Below are 24,350 nucleotides of genomic sequence, written 5' to 3' on the forward strand. Positions count from 1 at the left end.
TGGAGGTGCCGCCCTCGGCGTCGTATGTCAGGGTGCTGTGGCGGATCCGGTGGAGTGTGCAGCCGTCACGCGCGGCCGAGTTCGCTGGTCCGCGTGCGCGACGATTTTAGCTACGGGTCTGAGGACGGCGTTCCCCCTCGGCATGGCTGCTCCCTGCACTCGTCAGAATTGCGTTCGCGACAACATCGAAGAGGTGGTCGGCGCGTGGCGCGAGCGAGGGTTGATCGCCGAGCCAAGCGAGCATGGCTATCAGCGCGAACAAATCGGTGCCATCGATATCGCTCCGCGCCATGCCCGCGGCCTGGGCGCGGGTGAGGAGCCGTGCACCGGCTGCGCGCAGGGTGACGCACGAAGCGTGGAGTGCGGATTCGGTGTCCTCGATGGCGGCTGTCATCAGCAGGGTCACGCCCCGGTACTCGGTTGTCCACGCGACGCAGTCGCGTAGCCACGAAACGAGAGCGTCTTCGGGCGAGCTCGACGTCTCGAGCGCGCCTGCCTTTGCCGTCAGTTCGTCGAAGCTCGTGCGGAGCAGGGCATCGAGCAGCGCCTCGCGCGTCGGGAAGTGACGCAGCAGTGTCGCGAGCCCGACGTCGGCCCTGCGGGCGATGTCGCGCAGTGATACGTCGACGCCTTGCTCGGTGATGGCGGTGCCCGCTTCTGCGAGCAGGTGGTCGCGGTTCTTCCTGGCGTCGGCCCGCATCTCTCCCTCTTGACTATCCGGATCAGTGGTCCATATATTCGGATCAGTGGTCCGTTTATGTGGATCGCTGATCCGAATAAGCGTATCCCGCAGCGCGGGCAGGAGAAAACGATGCCGACACACACGATGAGGGCGGTCCGGCTCCATGAGCACGGCGGCCCTGAGGTTCTGCGTTACGGCAAGGTGCCGATTCCCGAGCCGGGGCCGGGCGAGGTGCTCGTCCGTGTGCACGCGGCCGGCATCAATCCTCCGGACTGGTACCTGCGCGGTGGGCTGACCAGGATGCCCGGGCAGACGGAATCGACGGTCAGCCTGCCGGTGATTCCGGGGACGGACGTGTCGGGCGTCGTCGAGGCCGTCGCCGCGGGCGTAGACGGCCTCGTCGTAGGTGATGAAGTCTTCGGTCTTCTGCGTTTTCCCAGCTTCGACGGCAGCGCATATGCCGAGTACGTGGCCGCGCCCGCGTCGGACCTCGCACGCAAGCCGGCCGGCATCGACCACGTGCACGCCGCCGGGGCGCCCATGGCCGGGCTGACGGCGTGGCAGTTCCTGATCGAGGTCGGACACGATCACCCCTCGCCCTTCCAGGAGGCACGGCATCGCCCGACGGCACTCGACGCCGACACGACGGTGCTCATCAACGGCGCCGCGGGCGGCGTGGGGCACCTCGCGCTGCAGCTGGCGAAGTGGAGGGGTGCACGTGTCATCGCCGTGGCATCGGGCGCGCATGAATCGTTCCTGAGCGAGCTCGGCGCCGACCGGTTCATCGACTACACCAAGAATCGTCCTGAGGAACTCGTGCGCGACGCCGACCTCGTTCTCGACACCGTCGGCGGCCCCGGCAGCAAGCGTTTCCTGCGTACACTCAAGCGCGGCGGCGCCCAGTTCCCTGTGCTCCCCGGGGACTTCGACGAGGAAGAGACCGCGAAGCTGGCCGTCACTGTCTCGACCGCACAGGTCCGCTCGAACGGCGCGCAGCTTGCCGAACTGGGACGCCTGCTCGACGCGGGCACGGTCCGCGTCGCGATCGACAGCACGTTTGCGCTCGCGGATGCCCGAGCCGCGCACGAACGCGCCGCCCAAGGGCACATCCAGGGCAAGATCGTGCTCACGGTCGCTTAGGGGCGAGCCGTTTCACCGCATCCGCCGCTCGAATGCGGGGCACCGATGGCGGTCGAGACGCCGATGCGGAGAGCTTGGGGCGCGTCTGGCGACCAGGCGGGCCGCGATGCTCGCTGCGGCGAACCGAGCCGCCCCGTGCAGTCGGCTCGGTTCGCCGCAGGAGATCGCCGAGACGGTCGCATTCCTGATGCCGGCGGAACGGCGACACTGAGGCATCGGTTCAGGGCGACTGTGATGCATCGGAGCCCCGAGCGGCCACCCCATCAAGCTCAACGACGCCCCTCACGCCATCGTTTCCAGATCTCATCCTGCTGAGCCGGCGCGAACCCGTAGTCACGCACCTGTGCCTCCACATCACCTGATCATCCGTGGGTGGTGCGTTGATCACTTGAGCTCGCCATCGTTTGCCGACACCGCGGGTTACTGGAGAAATCCGCTCGCGCTGGCGCCGGCGGTGTCGTCCTGTGGTCGCCCCCGGCTTCCGTCGCACGGATGAGCGCCGGTCAACCCGGCGGCGGACGCTGAGCACCCACCCCGCACGCGAAGATCGGCAACGTCGGATCTCGTCGGGGAGGGCACACATGACCACGCATGCCAAGGCCACAGCAGCAACGGCAGCCGAGATGTCAGTCGGCACGCCGGCCGGCCGCAAGCCCGTTCCCCGCTGGGCGGTCCGGGTGGCCCATGCCATCCCGCTGTGTGTCCTGCCGTCTGGGTTGTGGCGTCTCGCGCTGGTGCTGGGCCTGGCCGGCTACGACGCGGACTACCACTGGGCGGTGTGGGAACGCCCGTACGTGATCGGGCTGTCCGTGGTCTCTGAAGGACTCGCGCTGCTCGCACTCGGGCTGGTGCGGCCGTGGGGCGAAGTCGTCCCGCGTTGGGTGCCGGGGCTGCGCGGTAGACGGATTCCGATCCTGGCGGGGGTCATTCCGGCCGCACTCGGGGCAACGCTGATCATGATGTTCTGCGCATACGGCGTGCTGAACCAAATCTTCGGTTTCGTGGAGCCGATGAACGAGAACGGCGACGGTTTCCCCACCAGCGGTCCGGCCGCCTGGGCGCTGTGGACGATGTACGCCCCGCTCCTCGCCTGGGGCCCGCTCCTGGCGATCCTCACCCTCGCGTACTACCGACGCCGCCGAGCGAACGACGCATCGGCTGCCGCTCGGCCCGAAGCCGGATAGCCGGTCCGATCGGGCCTGCCGTTGCGCAGGCCGCCCGCGAGCCGGCGAACAAGGAGGACAGGGGTGAGGTGTGAAACGTCGGCGGGTACTGCGGGTGAGTGGCAGACGATCACGATGGCGCCTTCCTTGGAGCGTTCGGACAGCGAAGGAAGAGCCAGTGGTGCGCCGCCCTTCCCCCGTGGGGCGGCGCCGGGACCGATCATTGCTGCACAGCCCGGCTGCGGGCTCGTCCGTACCAGCGGTCCGCTCCCCGTGCGCCCTCAGGACCCGCTGGGACCACGCCACGGGCGCGAATGAGGGTGCGCCGTCGCCCGCCGCACTGCCGTCCCGGTAGAGCACGTCCCGCTCCACCACCTCCAACAGTGCGTGCCCCAGCGCCTCATTGCGCGTGTTGCCGCACGCCAGGCCGGTGCTGGTGGCACGCAGCAGATCCGGGCTCCACTCGGGCCGCTGTACTCGGCGGCGGACCAGATCGATCGGCAGCAGTACTTTCTCGCCGCCGAACAGGCCGGTTGCGGGCGTTCACTCCCACACCAGCTGGCCAGGGTGCTTGCGGGGTACGGGGCGGTCAGCGACAGTGCAGCCACGGGGCAGTTGGGTGCGACCTCGGCGGTCGGGCAGCGGGCCGCGACGGGCCTGATGGTAAGTCTGGCCAGTTAACCCGCAGACCCGCGCCCGCCGAGTTGGCGGAAAACCACGGCCGGTGGGGGCTTACCAGAGCCAGCCCCCACCGGATCGGTCACTGCTCCCCGTAGGCCTTGGCGGCGTAGTCGTCGTACAGGTCCTGGTGCCACTGCTCGGCGGTCAGCTCCGCGTCGGGGGTGGTGGCGTCCTGGGGGGAGTGGTGTCGGTCATGAGGTCCTCCCGGGTTCGTGGCGCCCTCGGGCATCAGGAAACGGTGGCGATCCCAAGCCTCAGCCACGGCGCCACCCCTCAGGACGACAGCCCGCACCGGGCCACCAAACTCAGCGACGTCAGGGCTGACTCCAACCCCCGGGCGTTTACCCGGTCGACTCAACGAGGTAGGGCGGCGCCAGCAGTGTCAGGTCAGGGATACCCCGCGGCCGCCGAAGAACTCGGCGAACTCGGCTACGGGCAGGTTCGCGGTACGGGCCTGCTCGGTGTGCCCGGACGGGTTACGGAAGTGCACCCTGTCGCCCTGGCGGCCGGTGACGAGCACGAGGTGCCCGCCCTTGCCGGGGGCGGGGTTCTCGGGGCGGCGGATCTCCTTGTGCACGGAGGCCATCACCAGCCGCTCCCGGTCGAGCAGTGCGAGGAGGTCGGGCACGGTCAGGGTCGGGTGCACCTCGGCGCCCAGGGGGTGGACGTCCTCTACGTACTGAACGAACGGGGCGTAGATCAGGCCGCGGATCCCTCCGGTGTCCGCGTCCTCGGTGTACGCCCCGTACTTCCGGGCACCGTCGAGGAGCTCGAACATGGTGGGTGCGTCGCCGGTACGGGCGAGGAGCGCCATCCGCAGGCAGGCGATGCCGCACATATGGCCGCACCACCGGCTGTAGGTGTCGAGGTCGGGGGCGCCGGACTCGGCCCAGCGGGGATCGGATCCGCGGGCGCGGCCCTCGTAGGCGAAGGCAGCGATCAGGTCCGGACTGGCGTACTGCGTGACGGTGGGGAACTGGTGGTCACACACGTGAGGGTTCCTTCCGGTGAGCGGCCTGGCTGATCAGCCGATGGAAGGTGGGCAGGTCCACGCCGCCGCCAGAGATCACCACCCCGATCATCCCCGACTCATGAGGGACGAGGCCGCCGAGGACGGCCGCCAGGGCGCAGGCGCCACTGGGTTCGGCACGACCTTGAGGTGCCGGAACGCGAACGCCACACGTGATCTACGAGTCGCGTCTGAGCTTGCGCGGTTGCTCTTCGCCGACTTCGACCTTCGGTACGCGGCATCGTGGCCCAGCCGCTCCTGTTGCTCAGAGGGCCGAGGGCGTTGTGGTGCTCCCTACCTGACGATCGCGATCCCGACTACCACCACCGCCAGGATCAGCCACAGCGGCATCTTCGGCGACGTGAACCTGCCCCGGTTGTCCCGCGGCTGCGGCCGCCGGCGTTTTGCCATCCGCCCCCTCTCGTTTCGGTCCCGTAGATACCGGATCTACTGCGGCGGAGCCTCTACCGTGATCATCGCGACCTGCGGCGGGCCATTCCGGCCGCCGGGGCGAGGTGTACGCATTTACTGCGGCAGCGCCGGGAGGGCGGGGTAGGCGTGACGATCGATGTCAGTATTCGAAGTCGGCTTCGCGGATGTCCGCAGTCCCATGCACTGAGGTCTTGTGGCTGATCATTACTCCGCCAGTAGATTCTTTTGGAAGATCGTGGAGCTGTGCCGGACTCCCATACCCACGCTCAGGTACAAGTTGAGTGCACCGGTTCCTGAGTGCGTCCCGAGGGTGCACGCCTGCCGTCCCTGCTGATGGAAGCTGCGGAACGTGGTGCGGAGCAGGAGACGGGCGATGCCCCGGTTGCGGTGATCTCGGCGGACCGCGACTTGCTCGATGTAGCCCTCGCCGGTGTCTGGGAGATCCAGTGAGAGCGCAACGCCGACCAGTTGGCCATCGGCGAACGCCAGCGCTGACATCGCGGGGGCGAAGGTGGGGCGTTCGACGGTGTGCCGGGCCCACTCCTGGTAGGTCTTGCGCCGCTGCTGCCATTCGTCGAAGGCATCCTCGACAACTTGGTGTGCGTCGTGCTTGTCGCCAGGGCCCAACGGCCGGACCGTGATGCCTGCGGGAGGCTCGGGCACGGTCGGTTCCTCCGGCATGAGGAACTCCAGCAGCCATTCGGTCACCACCGGCTCGTATCCGCGCGAGCGCAGCAGTGCGACAGCGTTTCTGTCGTTGTCCGGGACGGTCTGGACGATTCGCGTGCTCCCCGTCTGCCGGCCGCGGGCCTCGGCCCAGTCGAGGAGGGCACTACCCAGGCCGCGGCCGCGGTGCTCGGGGTGGACGTCCACCTCCGAGCGCCTGTTCACCCAGGCCCGAGCGGCCAGCTGCCCTGCCCGGTCGTGGATCAGTCGGGTATCCAACTCTGGGGCCAGACCTGGTCTGGCCAAGTCGGCGGCGATGCGGCCGAGATCGGTATGCACCTGCCCGTAGAGCTCCCGCTCGCAGGCCGTGACCAAGCGATGGATATCGCCGAGGTCGTCGGCAGTATTCGGGCGCGCTCGGTATCCAGGCGGCAACCCCAGCATGAGATCTGACAACTGTGGACACTCCTCCCCGGGCGGCAGTACCGGAGGTCGATCCCGCCTCATAGCCCAGTGACCAGCGTAAGAAAGAGGTTCGACACGGTCATCACGATCCCTCGGTCGAGGCGGCGGGGTTCACTTCCGTCAGATAGCGGTGCAGGGAGGTCTTGGGTATGCCGGTCTTGGTCGCGATCTCGCCGAGGCTGCTGCCTTGCTGCTTCAGCAGCCGCGCGTACTCGATCTCGCCGGCGGGGTGGGCGACGCGGGTCGGTCGATGCGGCGGCCGGCTGCTTCGGCGACGGCGCGTGCGTGGGCGGCGCGTTCTGCGGTGAAGGTGCGCTCCATCTCGGCGAACAGGGCCAGCAACAGGAAGGCGATGCGGCCCAAGCCCTCGTCGACGGTGTTGATCGGCAGGGGGTCGGCCAGCGAACGGACCCCGATCCGCTTCTCGTTGAGCTCGTAGACGAGGTTGAGGACTTCGCGCAGGTTCCTTCCGAGCCTGTCGAGCGTGTAGACCACGATCGTGTCTCCGGGCCGGGCGTAGGCGGCGTTGTCCACATACAGCTCGCGCGGCTTGCCGCTCATCGGCCACACCGCGTCCACCCCAGCCGCTCCAGCCACGGCCGCTTGTCGGTGGCCGCATGCGCCACGCACAGCCCCACCGAGGTCGCTGACGGCGCCTCCAGTGTCACCACCAGGCCCACCACACACCGGCTGACCACGTCGATTGCCACCGTCAGATACGGCCGACCGATCGGCAGCCGGTGCTGCTCGTCGGCCACGATCACATCCACCGGCGTGTGGTCGACCTGAACCTGCTCCAACACCTCGGTGACCGCAGGCGGCACGCCGCACGCCGACCGCAGCCGGCGGGCCGCCTCGCGGCCCTCCCGTGCCCCTACCGGGGTCGCCGGGTCCAGCCGCGCGATCCGGTGCATCACCGTTCCGCGTGAGGGGACCCGCAGGCCGCGAGCCCGGCACTGGCGCGTGATCTCGCGGTAGACCGCCGCCACGGTTCGGCGCTGCCGCGTCAGGTACCGGGTGCGCAGAACCTCTCGAACGATCGCCTCGACCTCATCGGACAGCCGCCCACCACCGCGCCCACCGCTGGAGCGCCCCGGCAGCAGATCCGATACCCCCCTTCGCCCGCCTGCCCGCCACCGCCCGACCAGCACGTACACCTGGCGCCGGGAGACCTGAAGCATCGCGGCGGCATCATCCGCGTCCGTCATCCCCACCGGGTCCTTTTCGGCAAGCGGCCCTATCGCTTCGGCCTGCCGCACCGCGGCATCCCACAGCTCGTCTGGCGCGGTCAGCACCCCGCGCTCGGCCACCGGTGCATCGACCACCCGGAAGCCCCCCGTCACGCACACGACTACGGCCAAGTCGACCGTAGAGCAGGGGACTTCGGGCTGACCGGTGAGTTCGCACTTCGCTGCACGCGACGGCGAACCCCCAGCTCATCCGTGCACGTGACTACGGACATCCACAGGGAGGGGAACACGTGAACGGCGACCTGGACGAGATCGCCCGCGCTGAGCTCGTTGAGCGCGAACCGTGCCCGCGCTGCGGGGCGGTGCCCGGATCGGCGTGCCGGGCCAACTCCGGCGTCGTCGCCGTCGTCTATCACACCGGCCGCTACGCGAAGATCCCTGGACTGAAGTCCGGACCCGCGATCCGCATCCCCGCCGCCCGCGGCCCCGGCCGGCCCCGAGCTCGACCCCCGCCTGCTCGCCGCACTGGAGCGCACCGGCGACCGAGTCGGCTACGCCCGGGTGTCCAGCAAGGGCCAGGACCTCGCTGGGCAGGTCCGAGCCCTCAAGGCGGCCGAGTGCGTGCGCATCTACGTCGAGAAGGTCGGCACCTGGGAGAAGATCCGGCCCGAGTACAACGCGGCCCTCGCCGACCTCCGCCCGGCCGACACCCTCACCGTCGCCATGCTCGACCGCCTCGGCCGCAACATGGTCGAGCTGATCACCAGCGCGCAGGATCTCGCCGAGCGCGGGCACCGCCTGGAGATCCGCACCGGCCCCCTCGCGGGTACCTACGGGCAAGGTCGTCTTCGTCGTCTTCGCCGCGATGGCCGAGGTCGAGCGGGAGTTCATCCACGAACGGGCCCTCGTCGGCCTGGACACCGCCGCGGCGAACGGCAAGCACGGCGGCCGCCCGCCGGCCGTCGACGGCGACATGCTCGCCGTCGCCCTGCGGCGCCGCGACGCGCAGGAGTCGGTCACCGCCATCGCCGCGCACCTCGGCATCGGCCGGCCCGCCCTCTACCAGACCCTCGCCGCGTACGACGAAGCCAGCGCCGCCACGTCCGAAGCACGCCGGCCCGATGAGGAATGAGCCCATGAGCGACCAGCCCGCCAGCACCTGCCCCGCCTGCGAGGACAAGACGTGAGCGTGGACCGGGCGGCAGCCTGGCTACGACCACATCCACCGGGTCACGCCTCTCCCCGACGACGCCAGGGACATCGACACCCAGTTCGTCATGCGCGGCTTCGCCGTGGGGTTCGCGCGGGCAGGCGGCGGCGGGGGCCGCAGACCGGGGTCTTCTTCGAGCACCTGGAGCCCGCGCTCGTCTTCGGCCGGGCCGGACGGATGTCCATCCACGACATCTCTGGTTACGGCGGCTACCAGGCAGCCCACGAGACCCGCTTCGACTTCGAAACGGAAGAGCCGGTCACCACGCTCTACGTCAGCGGCCGTGCACTGGAGCGTGAAGCCGGGGAGGACAAGCACTTCGCCCAGTGGGTGCGCGGCGTCCAGCTCGACTCCGCGTACTACGAGCCTCCAGCGTCATTCCGCTGACCGCACGCCACCCCGGCCGCGGGCTGCTCGATGCCACCCAGGACGACCTGGGGTGCGGCTGGGCTTGGGAGCACGTCCACCGGGTCACGCCCCGCGCGGTGCTGCACTGCATCTACTGCGAGCACCGGATGCACGCCAAGCGGTCCATCGCCGGTCTGCGGTACTTCGCCCACGACCTCGACGGTGCCGAGTGCTCCCTTGGCCTGGAGACCATGGAGCACCGACTTCTCAAGCTCCAGCTCGCCAGCGCGATCCGCGCGGCCGGCCACCAGGCCGAACTCGAAGTACCCGGCCCCGACGGACGATGGCGTGCCGATGTCCTGGCCACCACCGGCTCCGGCCGACGGATGGCGTGGCAGGCGCAGATGTCCTCCATCACCACCGTCGACGCGCGCCGCCGCACAGCCAACCTCGAAGCCGACGCCGTCACCGGTGCTGGGTCGTCGTGGAAGCCCACCGCCCGCGGATCGGCGGGCGACGACGCGCGCCCCCGGCCCCCCCGCCTGCGGTGTTCGTGAACTTTCCGGACATCACCATCATCAACGCGGCCGTGGATGGCTAGTCTTCCTGCATGATCCTGGTCTCTTGGTACATCAACGGCTCTACTGGCCACCGCTTGGCGGCCGGCGTCGCGGAGGCCCGCAACGCCGTGTCCGTGGCCCTGGACACAGAGTCCGCAACAGCTGAGGTGGCCGCAGAAGACCCGCTCGAAGCTCTGGCCCTATTCCTGGCAAGCGATGCACGCACCCTCTTGGACGAATCCGGACTGGCTGCATTCCGGGCAGACGAACCCGGCCTGAACCTGCTCGTGAGCCTCGCCCGCCTGTAACACAGGTGTCCTGCTGCGTCCGGGACGGCCGGCCCCTCGCACGGGGTCGGGGCCGATGCGCGCGGCCGGGCACCGGCCGTCGGCGGCGTCGTCCATGCGCCCCAGTGTCCTCGGGTCGCGCGGTCCTGGGATCATCTCCCCTTAACCGGAGCCAGGACCCGCCGCCGCCTTCCTCGCGCGCGAGCGCGCACGCGCAAGCCTTGGAGCCGATTGGGCGGGTCGCGGCCCGTGCGCGACAAGGCCGCCTTGTCGCACGGGTGTTCGCGCCATATGCCGCCGAGTAGCCACGCCACGGAGCTCTGAAAGTCACAGCCCAACCACGGCCGACCGGCCCGGCACCGGAACGGCGACAGCCCCGACGCCGGGCGCGGAGTCAGGGCTGCCACCCACACAAGTCCCGTCGTGGGGGCGTCAGGACAAGTGAACGAGTCGCAATTACCAACGTTTCGCGTGCCGAAAGGTCATGCGCCGGACCCTGGAGGAAGCCGGGGTGGGTTACGTCCTGGCCGTGCCGAAATCCCAGCACGTCCATGCGGTGGGCCGCATCGACTTCGCAATTGCCCAGGCCCCGGAGAAGGCGTGGGAGCGACTGTCATGCGGGGACGGCGCGAAAGGCCCTCGCCTGTACGACTGGGCCGCTGCCCTTCTGCCGGCCATCTGGGACTTCGACGGCGACCGCCCGACCCACCAGCGGTGGGTCCTGGCCCGCCGCAGCCTGTCCCGGCCCGACGAGATCGCCTACGCGCCCAACACCACGCCTGTCGAGAAACTGGTCCGTATCGTCGGCAGCCGCTGGGCGATCGAGGAAGCCTTCCAGGCTGCCAAGAACGAGTGCGGTCTCGACCAGTACGAGGTCCGCCGCTATCCGGGCTGGTACCGGCACACCACCCTGGCCATGCTCGCCCACGCGTTCCTGGCCGCCGTCACGGCCCAGAGTACCGAAAGGGGGGTGGCAGAAACGACGCCACCAGCACCGTTCCACTCACCGTGGCAGAGATCCGGCGGCTCCTGGACACTCTGCTTCCCCAGCTCTCACCCCACAACGACCCAACCGCTCACGCCCTCAACTGGTCTCACTGGCGAAGACGGCACCAAGCCACCGACCGCCGCTGCCACTATCGAAGAAAGACCAGCTCAGGCAACGATTTCTCACTGGAGTGCTAGCGCCCACAGTCCCGCACGAGGGTGCTCATGCTTCTCCAAGGGTTCGATGCGGTGGTCGGTGCGGAACTGGTTCAGTCTCTCCGCGGCTGAACTGTCACAGGGATGCTGTCGGCGTGGACCACTGCTGAAGCGACTTCCTTGGTCCGATGGCCGGGCTTCGGGGTGAACTGCCACTGGGCGAGCAGCGTGGCAATGGCGATGATGGCCTCTGTCCAGGCGAACTGGTCCCCGATGCACTTGCGGTTGCCGGCGCCGAAGGGCACGAACGCCTCACGCGGGATGGTGTCCCGGCGCTCGGGGAGCCAGCGGCCGGGATCGAAGGTGTCGGCGTTCACGTAGACCGTCGGATCGCGGTGGATGGCGTAGAGGCTGAAGCCGACCTCCGTGCCGGCGGGGAATTCGGTGTCGCCGAGCACTACCGGCTCGGTGGTGCGGCGCATCAGGAAGGGGACCCCGTGCAATCTGATGGCCTCGTCCAGCACGCGGCGGATCCCCTCCAGACGGGGCACGTCCGCGATGGTGACGGGCCGGTCGCCGACGACCTCCCGGATCTCGGAGACCAGCTGCTTCTCCACCTCGGGGTGGTTCGCCACTTCATGAAAGGTCCAGGCGAGCGTGGCGGCGGTGGTCTCGACTCCTGCATACAGAATGGTGCTGAGTTCGTCGCGGACCTCGACGTCGGAGAGTGTCTTTCCGTTGTCCGCGTCCTGGGCAGCGAGCAGCATCGACAGCAGGTCGCCCCGCTCGGTGTCTCCCGAGCGTCGGGCGTTGGCCACCACTTCATCGATCACCACGCGCAGCGCCTTGCTCGCCGCATCGAAGTCGCGGTTGGCACGGATCGGCAGCCGGTCCAGGAGCTTGGGTGACCCTGCCCGTATCAGCAGGTTCTTCATCACGACGGGCAGGTTGACGCGAATGGCTTCGACTGCCGGCAGCCCGATGTCCGCCGAGAACAGGGTCGATGTAAGCGTGTCGATCGAGTATTTGGCCATCGCATGCTGGAGGTCGATCACCTGCCCGGGTTTCCAGGAGTCGGCCAGCTCACGGGCGTGGCGGTTCATGATCTCGGAGTAGGCCGCGATGCGGTCCTTGGAGAACATCGGCTGGATCAGCCGCCGGTGCGCGCGGTGCACCTCGCCGTTCGCGTTGGCCAGGCCGTTGCCGGCGAGCGGCCGCAGCCGGTCGAAGAAGCGCCCCTTCTCGAAGCTGCGTGCCTGCCTCACGGTCACCTCGTGGACCAGCTCGGCCGACGTGAGCACGTACGTGGGCATCGTCCCGAAATCGATACGGACCAGGTCACCGTGCTGCCGCAGCGACTTCACGAAGCCGAGGGGATCACGCCACAAGGCCAGAGCGTGACCCAGAAGCGGAACCGCTCCAGGAGCGTGTGGAACCGTCTGCAAACCAGCTGACACCGGGAACCCTTTTCTCTCTAGGTCGTGCACCTGCCGAAAATGGGGAAGATCCCATCACCAGGTGGGCCCTCAGTGTGAGGCCTCAGATCGTCAAATGATCTTATCCAGGACTGAGTTCGGCACAAGGCCGTCTGCTTGGGCGGTATGGACCACAGATATGCTGCGTGCGCTCCTCTACGCCATCTGTGCGCGACATCCCCCGCGCCGCTGCTTCCCGGAGGCCTTGTGACCACCCCGTACCCAGACTCGTCAGGCATCTCGGCCGCGGCGCTACCGCTTCCGGGGTGCCCGGCACACGCACTCGGTTCTGGGGTGCGACGGATGTACGGACCGGAAGCGGAGGAGCCGTACGCGTTCTACGCCAAGCTGCGTCAGGAGCACGGCTCGGTGGCGCCCGTGCTGCTTCCCGGTGACGTACCGGCCTGGCTGGTACTGGGACACCGGGAGAACCTGGAGGTCATGCGGTCGCCCTCCCTGTACTGCAACGACTCCCGCATATGGAACATCCGGTTGCAGCCCGACTCCCCACTGCTGCCGATGACCGCATGGCAACCGATGCTGGCTTTCGCCGACGCCGCGGAGCACGCACGACTGCGGGCGGCAGTGACAGAGGGCCTAGCACAGTTCAACCGGCACGGAATGCGGCGCTACGTCGTGCGCTACACGCACCGGCTGGTTGACAACTTCGCCAGCGCCGGCAGGGCCGACCTGGTGGCGGACTTCGCCGAGAAGCTGCCGATCCTCGTCATGGCCCGGCAGTTCGGCGTGCCCGAGCAGGACGCGCTGCCGCTGGGTGCAGCCGTGCGTGACATGGTCAAGGGCACCGAAACGGCGCTTCAGAGCAACCAGTTCGTCGTGGGTGTCATGCAGGAGCTCGTCAAGCGGAAGAAGGAGCGGCCCGGCGAGGACTTCGCCAGCTGGCTGCTGCGCCACGAGTCGGCTCTCACGGACGACGAGGTGATGGAGCACCTGCGGCATGCCATCGTCGCTGCGACCGAGAACACCACCAACCTGATCGCGAACACGCTGCGGATGGTGATGACCGACCGGCGCTTCCGCTCGAGCCTGTCCGGAGGTGCGATGACCCTGCCGGACGCTCTGGACCAGGTGATGTGGGATGCGCCGCCGCTCACCGTGGTGCCCACCCGATGGGCGACCGGCGACACACGGCTCGGCACCCAGGAGATCAAGGCAGGCGACTTGGTGATGCTGGGCCTGGCGGCCGGCAACGTCGATCCCGAGATCCGGCCGGACCTGTCCAGGCCCGTGCACGGCAACCGCTCACACCTTGCCTTCAGCAGCGGGCCGCACGAGTGCCCCGGCCAGGACATCGGGCGGGCCATCGCAGACACGGGCATCGACACGCTGCTCGCCCGACTGCCCGATGTCCAGCTCTCCGTGCTCGAGGACGAGTTGTACGTGACCGGTTCCCTGGTCTCCTCCCGCCTGAACAACCTGCCCACGCGCTTCACGCCCCAGCGGCCGAAGAAGGACAGTGCCGGCGGCCCGTCCTCGCCATCCTCCGCCCAGCCGCTGCCAGCTGCCGCGCATTCGGTCGCTCCCGCGCCCGCGCCGGTCGCGGTCCGCAAGCCGTGGTGGCGCAGGCTCTTTGGCTGACGCCAGAAACAGCCGTGGGGTCCGGATCACGTGATCCGGACCCCACGGGGGGATGCGGAAACCGCCGCTCGCCCGGGCTATTCAGCGGCCCACGCCGCTCAGGCAGTCACGGCTGCGTCCTGGTCCACCGACAGTGCACCGGTCGGCGTTCCGTCCCCGCCGTGCAGATCGATCGGCAGGGACTGGTACCCCTGGAGTGAGATCGACGTCAGGCGGGCAGGCTCGGAGGCCAGCCTGAGGTCGAGGTAGCGGCGCAAGAGTGCACGAAGCGCGATCTCCGTTTCCATCTTGGCCAGCCGCGCTCCCAGGCAGTAGCGCGTCGGGCCCATGCCGGATGGCAGGGCTACATCGGCGGACTGGTGGTGAAGGTGGGCGCCGGCAACCAAGCAATGTCGTCGCCTGTGTACCTCATGCGCACTGGTGAGAAAACAGCTGGCAGAGACTGCGGGCAGCTCACGCCGAGTACCGGCTCCCACAGCACCTCAGCCAGTGGCATCCGAAGCCGCACGTCCGGCAGGCGCGACAGGATCCGTTCAACCGCCGTCGCCACCAGGAGGCCCACCACCCTCTGGGCGCCAATCGGGAGGGCGTGCTGGACAGCCGCGGCGTCTCCCGGTGCCGGTTCGGTGGCACGGCCGCCGGGCGAGGGAATGCAGCGGCTCAACTCGAGGATGGTCCTCGCAGCGGCTCAACTCGAGGATGGTCCTCGACGTGGCGGTGGCGGTGATGCCCAGGGGAGCCGGTGCACCTGGCTGGGCATGCCCGCGTGCTGGTCGGGCGGGGCGTGGTGAAGCATCCACGAGACAAGGTCGGGGCCCGCTGCCCGGGCCTTCTCGGCAACCAGCTGCTCGCAGACGCTCTTTATCGCCTCGTGGGCGCGCTTTGGACGCGAGGAGCGGCCCATGAGTGCTGGTAGCGACTGCCCAATGTCTGCGGCGTAGCGCTCGTCCATGCCGAGCACCCCCGCAGTGACGTGGACCGGTACCGGGCGGGCGTATCGCAGGACCAGGTCCTCTTGCCCGGCCGGGGCGAATTCGTCGACGAATTCGTCGACGATCTGCACCACGTACGAACCGGTGGCTGGGCCGAGCTCACGCAGTGCCTGCTCGACGTAGCTGGGCCAGATGCTCATGCTCTCCACGTCCATAGGGAAGTTGCATGGCAATTCGTGCAAGAAGTGGCGCAAGGGGGCGAAGGCACGCTCGACGACTCAACGTCGGTTGCCAGCTTGGCTCTTGCGACGGCCGGCAGCCCTTGGAGTGCCGACTTCCGCTCAGTACTATGCCCTCTAGTTGATCACTCACCGTGCAGTTCCGGCCATGGTCTGTACACGCCCTCCCCAGAGTGCTCGCGCGCGCCATCAACTGAAAGGGAATCACGAGTGAGGCCTGCACTGGCAGTTCCCCCCATATACGCTCCCATCCCTCCCGCCGTGCACCCGAACCACGCAGCAATCGACGCCCGGACCGCAGCCTGGGCCGACACCTTCAACATCGGATCACCCGACTGGCGAAGCCGCCTCGTCACCCAGGACATCGGCGTGTTCGCCGCTCGCATCCTTCCTGAGGGCCAGGAGGAGGTCGTCTCCCTTCTCTCCGACTTCGTCATCTGGCTCTTCGGCGTGGACGACGGCTACTGCGAGGAAGGCAGTCTCGGCGACAAGCCGGGCCAGCTGGCGGCGGCCCTCCAGCGGCTGCTGCGCATTGCGCAGAACCCCGAGGTTCCCATGCTCATGGACGATCCCCTCGCCGAGGGGCTGAGGGACCTCACGCTGCGGGTCTCCCGCTGCGGAACCGCTCTCCAGGCCGGGCGCTGGGTGGACACTCTGCGCGAATACTTCTTCGCCGTGGTGTGGGAGGCCGAGAACCGGGCCGCGGGCCGGGTCCCTGGGCTGAACGACTACGCGCTGATGCGCCTTTACGACGGCGCGACATCCGTGGTGCAGCCGTTCCTGGAGATGGGCTACGGATTCGAGCTCCTGCCGCACGAGCGGGACAGCATGGCAGTGCGGGCCGCCTCCGAGATGACGTCGTTCATCACCACGTGGGACAACGACATCTACTCCCACCACAAGGAGAGCCGCGGAACGAACTACTACGTCAACGTCATCCGGGTGTTGGAGCACGAGTACGCATTGAGCCCGGACCAGGCTCTGACCAGGGCAATAGCCCAACGCGACAGGGTGATGTGCCTCTTTCTGAGCCTGCGTGCGAAACTGGACGACGAGGGAAGCCCCCAGTTGCGGCAATACCTGAGTAACCTCGGCTCCTTCATCCGGGCGACCCAGGACTGGAGCGTCAGCTCACTGCGCTACACCACGCCCGACGACCCGGCCACCCTTTCCTCGTCGTTCTCCGACCAGCCGACCGACGACAGCTCCGACCCGCTGGACATCCCGTCGATTTCCTGGTGGTGGGACCTGGTGCCTGCCTCCAGGACGGCGCCCCTGGAGCACTCCCGCGCTCCGCGGAGGCCTCGACGCGCGCCGCAGTAGCAGCCCAGACAGACCCCAGGCCGCCAACTCGTGGCATGTGCGAGCGGCAGCCGATCTGGCACACGTGGGCCCCCAGACGACACGCGTCGGTCCGGGGGCCCACGATGTATCTACCGGCTCAGGCCGTGACGGTGACCTCCTTGACGCGGGCCCGGTCGTCGGCGTGGGAAGAACCGGGAGCTGCTGGAGCCCGTACAGCGAGATGGACCCCACCGTGGGAATGGCATGGCCGTAGTCCAGGCCGAGGGCCTCGCGGTATGCCTTGAAACGGGAGTTGATGCGCTGGCAGCCGATCCGCAGGCCCGTTCGGACGGTCAGGCGGCCGGATTGCCGTCGGTCCCGAACTGGGACCGGACCTCGGTGAACCACTCGTCCAGGACGTCAGGGGCCCAGTCGAACACCGTCAGCACCCCGCGGCGCGTGGGCGACGAGCCCTTTTTGGCCTTGCCGAACCGCACCTGGCACCGTTCGTACTCGCCGAACTCGACCCCGTGCGGGTTCCGGCCGAAGTCGGCGGCGTCCAGCATCCGTGTCTCGTTGCGTCGGGTTCCGTAGGCGTAGGCGGTCTTGAACACGGTGGCGTCGCGGAACGCGGGCAGCCAGCCCTTGCGCCCCAGCGAGCGGATGCGAGCGACCTCGTCGTCGCAGGGGGCGAAGAAGGCGTGCAGTTCAGCTTTGGTGAACGCCCGCTTCTTCGGGTCGGACTCGTTGTCCTGGGCGTGCATCGCGGTGTTCCACTCGTGCACCACCTGGACCGGGTGAGCGCCGAAGTGTTCCTCGCAGGTAGCGGTCCATTCATAGAGGGGGTCGGTCGCGAAGTGGCAGAAGGACCGGACCGCCTCGGAGTACGAACGGATCGTCGAGCGCTTCAGATCGCGCAGTGAGCGCAGGTCTCCGAGCCACTCGTCGACCATCGCCGGCGTCCAGTTCCACGGGTAGGTTTTCACGTACGTGGTGAACACCTCACCGTGTTCTCCCGGCCTCCACGGTCGTGCGGGCCAGGTTCCGTGCCAGCTGCTGATTGGCGAACCCGGTCAGCATCGCCGTGAAGACCTGTTCCTCCGGCCGCAGCAATGCGACCCCATCGACCAGGAGCAGTCTCGCCATCCCCGGCACCGACGCGTCGAGCCCCATTGTTCCGCCACCCTCCGTCACCCGCGTTGGATGCGAGAAAACCGCATCCGATGCGAGTCGGTGGACGATCCGCAGGTCAGTCATCCAGCCGGACGAGTGACATGGCTGGCGATCACGTGCCGCGACCCGCTACCGTCGCTTGCCGCGTTCGGGCTTCAACTTCCCTGGTGACGCACGAGAATCCGGCGCGTGCCGAAGTCGAATCGCAGACCGTCGAGAGTTCGCATCCAATGCAATTGGCGGCACTTGTCTCGGCGGTACAGCCGATGGCGGTAGCGGTGGCTCCGTTTCGGGGCCTACTCATCGGACTTCTGTTGTCTGACGGGTCGTCAGGATGGCCGCAGTAAATGCCGATTTCACTGCGGCGGAGCCTCTACGGTGATCACCGCGACCTGCGCCCGACCCTCCGGTCGCCGCAGGTGAGGTGTACGCATTTACTGCGGCAGCGCCGGGAGGTTGGGGAGGCCGTGACGAAGCCGCGAACGCGGCGGCATCGAGCCGCCGCGTTCGCGAACGCCAGCGCCCGCCCCACTCACGGCCGTGCGGCGGCCGACCGTAGCCACCGCCCAAGGAGCAACGCACCATGTCCCGACTGATAGCCGTCGACCCGATCGGATGCGGCTGCACCGAATGCATGGCCGGCGGGTACGTCCCCCTGAACCGCGCCAACGCCGCCCACGTCGCCGCTCTGCTCACCGGCCGGCTCCGCAACCACACTGGCGCCACGTTCCAGGTCAGCGCCGACTACGAGCTGGAGCCCGGAGCCAACCTCCTCACGGCCGCCCCGCCCGGGGCGGCGCGTCACTTGTAGAAGAGCGGACCGCAGTCCAGGGAGCTGTCGGGGAAACCGAAGTAGGTGCCGCAGATCCGGTAGTACGAGTCGTAGTTCGTGCCGACCATGTTGGACCAGTCCGTCTCGCCTCCGTTCACCGACACGGAGCGCTGCTCCTGTACGGAGATGTCGCCCCCGCCGTCGAGGAGAACACGCTGGATCACCCCTCTGGCGCCCGCGGCGCCGGCGCCGGAGGTGCGGACCCAGCCCGCGTGACAAGCGGGCGACCACCGGAGCTGATAGAAACCGCCCTTCAGGCCGAAAGACTGCAAGTTGTACGAGCCCGACTCGCAGCCCGTTCCTTGGGGCCCTTTGTTCGAGCAGGAACCGCCGTAGCACGAGGCCGCGTACGCCGACGGCGTGGTGACCACGGAATAGCCGAACAGTGCCGCTGCCGCGACCGCGAGAGAAACAAACCTCTTCAGCACAGTGTCTCCTACAGTGCAATGAGTCCATGTCGCTGCTTCCGCCCCGAAACTCGCGCGGCGCCGAATGTCCGTCAAGGCAGGGAGGGAAAAGCGCAGGTGCCGGACGGACAATGCGCGTTGTCCGGTGGACAACGTGCATTGTGCGACGCGGACGGCCGGCGCGGGCGCCGCGTGCGAACGGTCCGGCGTTGTCCACGGACAACGCCCATTGTCCGCCGGTGAACTGGGCTTTCGCGCCTGCTGGTTGCCGGACAATCCGGGCTCCCCCAAGGTGGCGCCCAGGCGCCGGACATGACGTCGCCGGCGGCAATGGAACTCGGACATCAGGGAGACCTCATGAGGTTGAAGACGACTCCGGGCGCGGCCGTCGCGGCGGTCGCCGTCCTGGCCGCTCTCGCCACCCCGCTCGCGTTCTCCCAGAGCGCGGCGGCCACCGTCCGCGCGGAGTGCGGCCGTACACCCGCCGACATCGACGGCGGCGGCTGGTACGCCACGGCGAGCGGGGCGACCAACATGCGCACCGGCGCCAGTATCTCGTGCGGCATCCGCGGTGTGACCTACAGCGGGCAGGCGCTGGACTACCACTGCTTCGACTTCCCGCTGGCCGACGACGACTGGTCGTGGACGTATGCCCGCAATGTCAGCACGGGTGTGGAGGGGTGGATCCGCAACGACCTCCTCACTGATCGCGGCAGCCGGCTGAGGTGTGCGGGGTAGCGAAAACCTCCGGGGCCAGGCGGTCGACGCGTAGGCGGAGAACGGGCGTTGCGGGCCTGCTCACGGCGGGGTCCTCGCCGGAACCGGCCGGCCCTCGCAGTGCCGCCGCCGACGCGTTCCGGCGGCGGCGGTCCCCCGTGCGCCCACAGGCGTCACCCGCCCGGCCGGGCGCTCTCGACCGTACTCCGCCCTCGCCGGGAGTCGCTTCCGTCCGGCCACCACCGCGCCGACCTCGCGTCGGCGACCTGTCCATGAGGAGGAGAACATGCACATCCGACGAAGAAGAAGACGTGGACATCACGGCAGACGGGTCGCCGCGCTGTCGGCGGCGGTCGCCGTACTCACCACGCTGGGAGCCGCCTCCAGCGCCCCTGCCCGCCCGGACCCCACCCCGGCCGCTTCCGTCTCGCCCTGGTCCTCGGCCGAACCGGCCGAACCGGCCGAACCGGCCGAACCGGCCGAACCGGCCGCCGTGGAGCGGGCCGCCGTCGCCACGGAGCGCCGCACGGAGTTGCTGGGTAAGGACTGGCGGACCTCGCGGGACCGCGCCTGGACGACGATGGGCGACGCCGACGGGTTCCACGTCACGGTGGCCGACGCCGCCGACGGATACACCTGGCGTACCGCAGCGACCCTCTCCGAGCCGGGATTCGACGCCGACCAGTGGGCGGGCAACGCCTGTCTGACGGCCTCCGGGCGCCGGGCCGTGGTGGTGTACGGGCCGCGCTCGTTCCTCAACGAGCCCGAGCTGTTCGACCGCGGTGGCTTCGCCGCCGTCGTCGACCTCGACACCGGCCGCACGACCAAGCTACCGGCCCAGGCGTCCCTCGCCTACTACAGTCCCGGCTGCGGCGCCGGTGAGACCGCGGTCCTGACCCGGCACGGTGGCAGCCGGACCGCCGAAACCAGACTGGTCACGGTGGACGCCGCCCGGGGCACCCTGTCCGGGCCCGTCACCGTGCCCGGACAGCTCACCTCCGCCGTTCCCTACGGGGGTGGGATCGCCGCCGCCGACAACGGCCGCCTGGTGCGGGTGGCGGCGGACGGCGGCCGTACCACGCTCGCTCCAGCGCGGGGGGTCCCCTTCCAGGTCAAGGCCGCGAGCGACGGTGGCCTCGTCTTCATGGACAAGAAGGGGGACCGCGGGTTCGTACGGTGGGTGGCGGGGGCCGCCGGTCCGGCGCCCGGCCCGGCCGAAGCGGTGACGCTGGCCGACGGCCCGCTGACGGCGGTGAGCGTCACCGCGGGCAAGGGCGGGCGTGTCTTCATCACCGGGAAGCCGGAGAAGGTCGCGGACCTTCCTGGTCCGGTGCGGCGGCTGACGGTGGAGAAGGACGCGTCCGTCTCCTCGCTCGGACTGGCCACGGCTGCACTGTCGGCGCCCTCGCGGCCGGCTGGGCGGGCGGCCGACTCCGAGCGGGCGGCGCCGCAGCGGCCCGGCCGGGTCGACATGGGGTTCCTGACCACCGGCAAGCACCTGTCCCTCGCGTTCAGTCCCGGGTCATCGCCGCCCGCGGACCTCACTTCCTCGGCGGCGCTCCATCCGAAGCTCGGCGGCTCCGCGAGGCCGGCCCCGAAGGCGGCGGCCGGTCCGGTGCACGGCGGCGACGCCGGCAATCCGGTCGAGGAGGAGCGCACCTGCTCGGTTCCGCGCAACGACCCCCGGAACCAGGCCATGCAGCCGAAACCGCGTCAGGTGGAGTGGGCCGCCGACCAGGCGGTGCGCGGGGTGCTGACCGTGCAGCGCCCGGCGAACTGGAAGAACCTGGGCATGCCCGCGTACTCCCCGCAGGGGCTGTTCCCGTCGATCCCGCTGGAGGGCGGCGGCAATGTGCCGGCGCAGATCCTGCTGGGGATCGCCGCCCAGGAGTCGAACATGTGGCAGGCGTCGCGCATCGCGGTGCCCGGTGTGACCAGCAGTCCGCTGATCGGCAACTACTACGGGCGGAAAATCTACGACTCGAACACCTCGGACGACTGGGACATCCACTGGGACGAGGCGGACTGCGGATACGGAGTCACCCAGGTCACCGACGGCATGCGGCTCGCCGGGCACGAGAAGCCCGGTGAGACGGCTCTGCCTTATCAGACCCAGCGGGCCGTGGCCCTGGACTTCGCGGCCAACGTCGCGGCCGGCCTGCGGATCCTGCAGGGCAAGTGGAACCAGACGACCCGAGCCGGGATGCGGATCAACAACGGCGACCCGTCGAAGATCGAGAACTGGTTCTACGCGCTCTGGGCCTACAACTCCGGCTTCTACCCCAAGGACGGCACCGATCCGCTGTCACCCCCGTGGGGCCTCGGCTGGGCCAACAACCCGGCCAACCCGAGCTACCCCGCGAACCGGGCGGCCTTCCTGGAGCTCAGCTACGCCGACGCCGCCAAACCACAGAACTGGCCCTACCCGGAGAAGGTCCTCGGCTGGGCGGGCCACCCCGTCGAGATCCTCGAGTCGCCGGGCAACCTGGTCTCCGGCTTCCGGGCTGCGTGGTGGAACGGCACCGCCACCACATCCGTACTCAACCGGCAGGCCGTGAAACCTCCCGTCAACCAGTTCTGCGACGCCTCGAACAACTGTGACCCCGACGGCTCGTACAAACCGAACGCCCCCGGCGTCGAGAACGCGCCGGCGGGACCCTGCGCACACACCAACGCGGCCGGTCAGTACGACCTCAAGTGCTGGTACCACAACTCCAACGAGTGGAAGAAGGACTGCAGTTACAGCTGCGGGAACGAGCTGCTGCGCTTCAGCCCCGGTTACGCCTACCAGGACGACGGGGTGGCCTATCCGCCCAACTGCGTCGAGACCGGGCTGCCCGCCAACGCGATGATCATCGATGATGTGGCCGACGACGTGCCCTCGGTCCGTCCCGGGTGCGAACGGCCATGGTCGAACACGGGAACATTCAAGCTGACGTTCGCCCCCGACTCGGCCGGAGACTTCCCCTCCAAGGTCGACTTCCATCAGCTGGGCGCCGGTTTCGGGGGGCACTTCTGGTTCGCGCACACCCGTAAGGCGTCCGACAGGATGAAGGTCACCGGCACCTGGACGCTCAGCCACGCGATGGACACCGCAGCCCGCGTCTTCGTCCATCTGCCGGACCACGGCGCGCAGACCAAGAAGGCAAAATACGACATCCATACCGCACAGGGGATACGGTCCAAGGTCATATCCCAGCCGAGCGGAAGGAACCGCTGGGTACCCCTCGGCATCTACATGTTCAGCGGCGTGCCGAAGGTGACGCTGACCAGCGTGACCTCGGACGGCAGCGGCGAGGACGACATAGCCTTCGACGCCGTCGCCATGGAGGCGGTCACCGGCACCTACGTCGAGCACACCCTCGACTCCGTTGCGATGTTCGACGAGGACCAGGATCTGGATCCGTCCGCCGTCACATCGTGGATCAGCGGTGCCATGTCCAGCCGCCAGTCGCTGTACAAGTGGGGCAGGGACCTCTCCGGTGACATCGTCGCCATGCCCACTTGTGCCGGAGCCCCGGATCCCGCCTGCGTCATGCCACGGACGAAGGCCGCGATGCAGAAGTGGCACGAGAACGTGATGGACGCCGGCACCGACCCGGTCGACCATCCGCCGGGAAGGAGCATCGCCCAGTGGATGCACTTCAGCAACCCGTCCCGCTTCCGGCCGACCGTTCCCACCATGCCGACCTGGTTCGAGACGGACGAGGACTCGTACAAGATCAAGGCCAGGACGACGGTCGGATTCGTCAAGGACCCCGGCGGCAAGGTGATTGCGGGCAGTGAGTTCGTCAGTTACGACAACCGCACCAGCAACACCCATCTGCCCGACTTCGTCATGGACACCTTCCGTGCGCTGGAGGCCGATTACAGGGTCTCCCGGCCCGACCTCACGCACTCGCTGAAGGACGCCAACCACCACGACGGCCGGGTGACGACCTCGAACACCAATGACACGGGGGTGCTGCTCGCACGGGCTTACGCCTATGCGGGCAAGGCACCAGTGATCACCAACGGCGATCCGGGCAACACGGCGCCGGCCGACAACGGCACCTGTGTCTCCACCCTCCAGGTGTCCGGTGGTGTCATCGGCCACCGCACGATGCTGGGCGACGGCCATGTGCCCGGTCGCGTCGCCCACTGGCGGGAGACCCTCCTCAAGGACACCCGGCTGGCCCCTCCGGTCGTGGCGCTGGGGTCGGAGATCTACTCCATGTTCTTCAACAACACCGGCGGGATCATCAGCAGTTCGATCTTCACACAAGCACCGCCGATCTGGGAGGAGCTCAACTTCCAGGCGTGCGGCGACGGTTCGATCCGGACGATCGGCGGTATGCCCCTGCTGCGCGCCAGCCACATGCCGGACCACTATCTGTTCCACAACGGACGGTCGGTCGACAAGGACGGCCAACCCCAGGCGTACGCCAAGCCGGTGCTGAAGGGCAATTTCGTCAACTTCAGCCGGCTGCCCGACCCCAACGTCGACTTCCCCCTGTGGGAGAACCCCTACGGACCGTGTGTCCCCGTCTCGTCGAGCGCGCGGTCGGGGAACCCCTGGGACATCACCGCGATCCCGCCGCAGAGCCCCGGGACCAACCCCCAGAAGGCGCACTTCTGCATCGGCGGCACCTCGCCGGACCCGGAGTACAGCAGCGATTAGGACGCACGGCACGTCCAGCCGTCCGCCCGGACGGCAGACAGCAGACAGCAGACAGC

The 24,350-nt window shown here is 68.7% G+C and carries 24 protein-coding genes and 3 pseudogenes; 13 read left to right on the forward strand and 14 right to left on the reverse strand.

Annotated elements, in window-relative coordinates:
- Window positions 1–106: 106 nt before the first annotated feature.
- Complete coding sequence (locus tag OG883_RS17155; protein ID WP_266541031.1) at window positions 107–700, reverse strand: TetR/AcrR family transcriptional regulator; 594 nt, start codon at window positions 698–700, stop codon at window positions 107–109.
- 111 nt (window positions 701–811) lie between these two features.
- On the opposite strand from OG883_RS17155, the gene OG883_RS17160 reads away from it, so the two are divergent.
- Together OG883_RS17160 and OG883_RS17165 are read left to right on the forward strand one after the other, a co-directional pair.
- Window positions 812–1,822, forward strand: coding sequence for an NADP-dependent oxidoreductase (locus OG883_RS17160; RefSeq protein WP_266541661.1), 1,011 nt, complete (start codon window positions 812–814; stop codon window positions 1,820–1,822).
- Between the two features lie 581 nt (window positions 1,823–2,403).
- Complete coding sequence (locus OG883_RS17165) at window positions 2,404–3,006, forward strand: hypothetical protein (RefSeq protein ID WP_266541036.1); 603 nt, start codon at window positions 2,404–2,406, stop codon at window positions 3,004–3,006.
- 390 nt (window positions 3,007–3,396) lie between these two features.
- Here OG883_RS17165 and OG883_RS17170 read toward each other — a convergent pair.
- The 7 genes and pseudogenes from OG883_RS17170 to OG883_RS17195 all read right to left on the reverse strand — a co-directional run.
- A pseudogene (locus OG883_RS17170) lies at window positions 3,397–3,513 on the reverse strand (hypothetical protein); the annotation flags it as partial.
- Window positions 3,514–3,745: 232 nt separating this feature from the next.
- Window positions 3,746–3,895, reverse strand: coding sequence for a hypothetical protein (locus OG883_RS17175; protein WP_266541044.1), 150 nt, complete (start codon window positions 3,893–3,895; stop codon window positions 3,746–3,748).
- Window positions 3,896–4,048: 153 nt separating this feature from the next.
- Window positions 4,049–4,657 (reverse strand): peptidase, encoded by a 609-nt coding sequence (locus OG883_RS17180; protein ID WP_266541047.1) that lies wholly within the window; start codon window positions 4,655–4,657, stop codon window positions 4,049–4,051.
- A 654-nt stretch (window positions 4,658–5,311) separates the two neighbouring features.
- Window positions 5,312–6,112, reverse strand: a complete 801-nt coding sequence (locus tag OG883_RS17185) for a GNAT family N-acetyltransferase (protein ID WP_266541052.1) — start codon at window positions 6,110–6,112, stop codon at window positions 5,312–5,314.
- 208 nt (window positions 6,113–6,320) lie between these two features.
- Complete coding sequence (locus OG883_RS47025) at window positions 6,321–6,455, reverse strand: helix-turn-helix domain-containing protein (protein WP_353963137.1); 135 nt, start codon at window positions 6,453–6,455, stop codon at window positions 6,321–6,323.
- The gene (locus OG883_RS17190; RefSeq protein ID WP_266541054.1) at window positions 6,434–6,799 is read right to left on the reverse strand and encodes a recombinase family protein; all 366 of its coding nucleotides are present in this window, start codon (window positions 6,797–6,799) and stop codon (window positions 6,434–6,436) included. Before OG883_RS17190 ends, OG883_RS47025 begins: the two co-directional genes overlap by 22 nt.
- Entirely contained in the window at window positions 6,796–7,548 is a 753-nt protein-coding gene (locus OG883_RS17195) for a DNA-binding domain-containing protein (protein ID WP_266541056.1), read from the reverse strand. Before OG883_RS17195 ends, OG883_RS17190 begins: the two co-directional genes overlap by 4 nt.
- A gap of 405 nt (window positions 7,549–7,953) precedes the next feature.
- On the opposite strand from OG883_RS17195, the pseudogene OG883_RS47030 reads away from it, so the two are divergent.
- From OG883_RS47030 to OG883_RS17220, 6 genes and pseudogenes are all read left to right on the forward strand, one after another.
- Window positions 7,954–8,226, forward strand: a pseudogene (locus tag OG883_RS47030) (recombinase family protein); the annotation flags it as partial.
- On the forward strand, window positions 8,204–8,560 hold the full coding sequence (locus OG883_RS17200) for a recombinase family protein (RefSeq protein ID WP_266541664.1): 357 nt from the start codon (window positions 8,204–8,206) through the stop codon (window positions 8,558–8,560). The pseudogene OG883_RS47030 and the gene OG883_RS17200, both read left to right, overlap by 23 nt.
- Window positions 8,561–8,815: 255 nt before the next feature.
- On the forward strand, window positions 8,816–9,025 hold the full coding sequence (locus OG883_RS17205) for a hypothetical protein (RefSeq protein WP_266541058.1): 210 nt from the start codon (window positions 8,816–8,818) through the stop codon (window positions 9,023–9,025).
- Between the two features lie 98 nt (window positions 9,026–9,123).
- Window positions 9,124–9,543, forward strand: coding sequence for a hypothetical protein (locus OG883_RS17210; RefSeq protein WP_266541068.1), 420 nt, complete (start codon window positions 9,124–9,126; stop codon window positions 9,541–9,543).
- A gap of 53 nt (window positions 9,544–9,596) precedes the next feature.
- Window positions 9,597–9,854 (forward strand): hypothetical protein, encoded by a 258-nt coding sequence (locus OG883_RS17215; RefSeq protein ID WP_266541071.1) that lies wholly within the window; start codon window positions 9,597–9,599, stop codon window positions 9,852–9,854.
- Between the two features lie 463 nt (window positions 9,855–10,317).
- A pseudogene (locus OG883_RS17220) lies at window positions 10,318–10,770 on the forward strand (IS701 family transposase); the annotation flags it as partial.
- 319 nt (window positions 10,771–11,089) lie between these two features.
- On the opposite strand, the gene OG883_RS17225 reads toward OG883_RS17220, so the two are convergent.
- Window positions 11,090–12,463, reverse strand: a complete 1,374-nt coding sequence (locus OG883_RS17225) for a cytochrome P450 (protein ID WP_323180913.1) — start codon at window positions 12,461–12,463, stop codon at window positions 11,090–11,092.
- A gap of 291 nt (window positions 12,464–12,754) precedes the next feature.
- Here OG883_RS17225 and OG883_RS17230 point away from each other — a divergent pair, with 291 nt between their 5' ends.
- On the forward strand, window positions 12,755–14,050 hold the full coding sequence (locus OG883_RS17230; RefSeq protein WP_266541074.1) for a cytochrome P450: 1,296 nt from the start codon (window positions 12,755–12,757) through the stop codon (window positions 14,048–14,050).
- 98 nt (window positions 14,051–14,148) lie between these two features.
- Here OG883_RS17230 and OG883_RS17235 read toward each other — a convergent pair whose 3' ends face one another.
- Together OG883_RS17235 and OG883_RS17240 are read right to left on the reverse strand one after the other, a co-directional pair.
- Window positions 14,149–14,436, reverse strand: coding sequence for a hypothetical protein (locus OG883_RS17235; RefSeq protein WP_266541076.1), 288 nt, complete (start codon window positions 14,434–14,436; stop codon window positions 14,149–14,151).
- 302 nt (window positions 14,437–14,738) lie between these two features.
- A complete protein-coding gene (locus OG883_RS17240; protein ID WP_266541079.1) occupies window positions 14,739–15,182 on the reverse strand; it encodes a hypothetical protein in 444 nt (147 codons plus the stop codon).
- Window positions 15,183–15,431: 249 nt separating this feature from the next.
- Between OG883_RS17240 and OG883_RS17245 the strand changes: the two genes are divergently transcribed.
- Window positions 15,432–16,544: a selina-4(15),7(11)-diene synthase gene (locus OG883_RS17245; RefSeq protein ID WP_266541081.1), complete on the forward strand. Its 1,113-nt coding sequence runs from the start codon at window positions 15,432–15,434 to the stop codon at window positions 16,542–16,544.
- 314 nt (window positions 16,545–16,858) lie between these two features.
- Here OG883_RS17245 and OG883_RS17250 read toward each other — a convergent pair whose 3' ends face one another.
- Both OG883_RS17250 and OG883_RS17255 read right to left on the reverse strand, forming a co-directional pair.
- Window positions 16,859–17,491, reverse strand: coding sequence for a hypothetical protein (locus tag OG883_RS17250; RefSeq protein ID WP_266541083.1), 633 nt, complete (start codon window positions 17,489–17,491; stop codon window positions 16,859–16,861).
- Between the two features lie 16 nt (window positions 17,492–17,507).
- Window positions 17,508–17,678 (reverse strand): hypothetical protein, encoded by a 171-nt coding sequence (locus tag OG883_RS17255; RefSeq protein WP_266541085.1) that lies wholly within the window; start codon window positions 17,676–17,678, stop codon window positions 17,508–17,510.
- Between the two features lie 583 nt (window positions 17,679–18,261).
- On the opposite strand from OG883_RS17255, the gene OG883_RS17260 reads away from it, so the two are divergent.
- The gene (locus tag OG883_RS17260; RefSeq protein ID WP_266541088.1) at window positions 18,262–18,489 is read left to right on the forward strand and encodes a hypothetical protein; all 228 of its coding nucleotides are present in this window, start codon (window positions 18,262–18,264) and stop codon (window positions 18,487–18,489) included.
- Here OG883_RS17260 and OG883_RS17265 read toward each other — a convergent pair.
- Complete coding sequence (locus OG883_RS17265) at window positions 18,480–18,938, reverse strand: hypothetical protein (RefSeq protein ID WP_266541091.1); 459 nt, start codon at window positions 18,936–18,938, stop codon at window positions 18,480–18,482. The two genes, OG883_RS17260 and OG883_RS17265, sit on opposite strands and share 10 nt — an antisense overlap.
- A 336-nt stretch (window positions 18,939–19,274) precedes the next feature.
- Here OG883_RS17265 and OG883_RS17270 point away from each other — a divergent pair, with 336 nt between their 5' ends.
- Window positions 19,275–19,655 carry an SH3 domain-containing protein gene (locus OG883_RS17270; RefSeq protein ID WP_266541093.1) on the forward strand — a complete coding sequence of 127 codons (381 nt, stop codon included), beginning with the start codon at window positions 19,275–19,277 and terminating at the stop codon, window positions 19,653–19,655.
- A gap of 265 nt (window positions 19,656–19,920) precedes the next feature.
- A complete protein-coding gene (locus OG883_RS17275) occupies window positions 19,921–24,294 on the forward strand; it encodes a hypothetical protein (RefSeq protein WP_266541095.1) in 4,374 nt (1,457 codons plus the stop codon).
- Window positions 24,295–24,350 lie beyond the last annotated feature (56 nt).

Source organism: Streptomyces sp. NBC_01142 (assembly GCF_026341125.1).
Lineage (GTDB): Bacteria > Actinomycetota > Actinomycetes > Streptomycetales > Streptomycetaceae > Streptomyces.

What these genes read in the sequence shown, in the direction of transcription:
- OG883_RS17255 (WP_266541085.1), bottom strand. Translation starts at nt 17,678, where the DNA reads ATGGGGCTCGACGCGTCGGTGCCGGGGATGGCGAGACTGCTCCTGGTC.
- OG883_RS17230 (WP_266541074.1), top strand. Translation starts at nt 12,755, where the DNA reads ATGTACGGACCGGAAGCGGAGGAGCCGTACGCGTTCTACGCCAAGCTG.
- OG883_RS17205 (WP_266541058.1), top strand. Translation starts at nt 8,816, where the DNA reads ATGTCCATCCACGACATCTCTGGTTACGGCGGCTACCAGGCAGCCCAC.
- OG883_RS17155 (WP_266541031.1), bottom strand. Translation starts at nt 700, where the DNA reads ATGCGGGCCGACGCCAGGAAGAACCGCGACCACCTGCTCGCAGAAGCG.
- OG883_RS17270 (WP_266541093.1), top strand. Translation starts at nt 19,275, where the DNA reads ATGAGGTTGAAGACGACTCCGGGCGCGGCCGTCGCGGCGGTCGCCGTC.
- OG883_RS17165 (WP_266541036.1), top strand. Translation starts at nt 2,404, where the DNA reads ATGACCACGCATGCCAAGGCCACAGCAGCAACGGCAGCCGAGATGTCA.
- OG883_RS17275 (WP_266541095.1), top strand. Translation starts at nt 19,921, where the DNA reads ATGCACATCCGACGAAGAAGAAGACGTGGACATCACGGCAGACGGGTC.
- OG883_RS17260 (WP_266541088.1), top strand. Translation starts at nt 18,262, where the DNA reads ATGTCCCGACTGATAGCCGTCGACCCGATCGGATGCGGCTGCACCGAA.
- OG883_RS17160 (WP_266541661.1), top strand. Translation starts at nt 812, where the DNA reads ATGCCGACACACACGATGAGGGCGGTCCGGCTCCATGAGCACGGCGGC.
- OG883_RS17240 (WP_266541079.1), bottom strand. Translation starts at nt 15,182, where the DNA reads ATGAGCATCTGGCCCAGCTACGTCGAGCAGGCACTGCGTGAGCTCGGC.
- OG883_RS17175 (WP_266541044.1), bottom strand. Translation starts at nt 3,895, where the DNA reads ATGCCCGAGGGCGCCACGAACCCGGGAGGACCTCATGACCGACACCAC.
- OG883_RS17190 (WP_266541054.1), bottom strand. Translation starts at nt 6,799, where the DNA reads ATGAGCGGCAAGCCGCGCGAGCTGTATGTGGACAACGCCGCCTACGCC.
- OG883_RS17215 (WP_266541071.1), top strand. Translation starts at nt 9,597, where the DNA reads ATGATCCTGGTCTCTTGGTACATCAACGGCTCTACTGGCCACCGCTTG.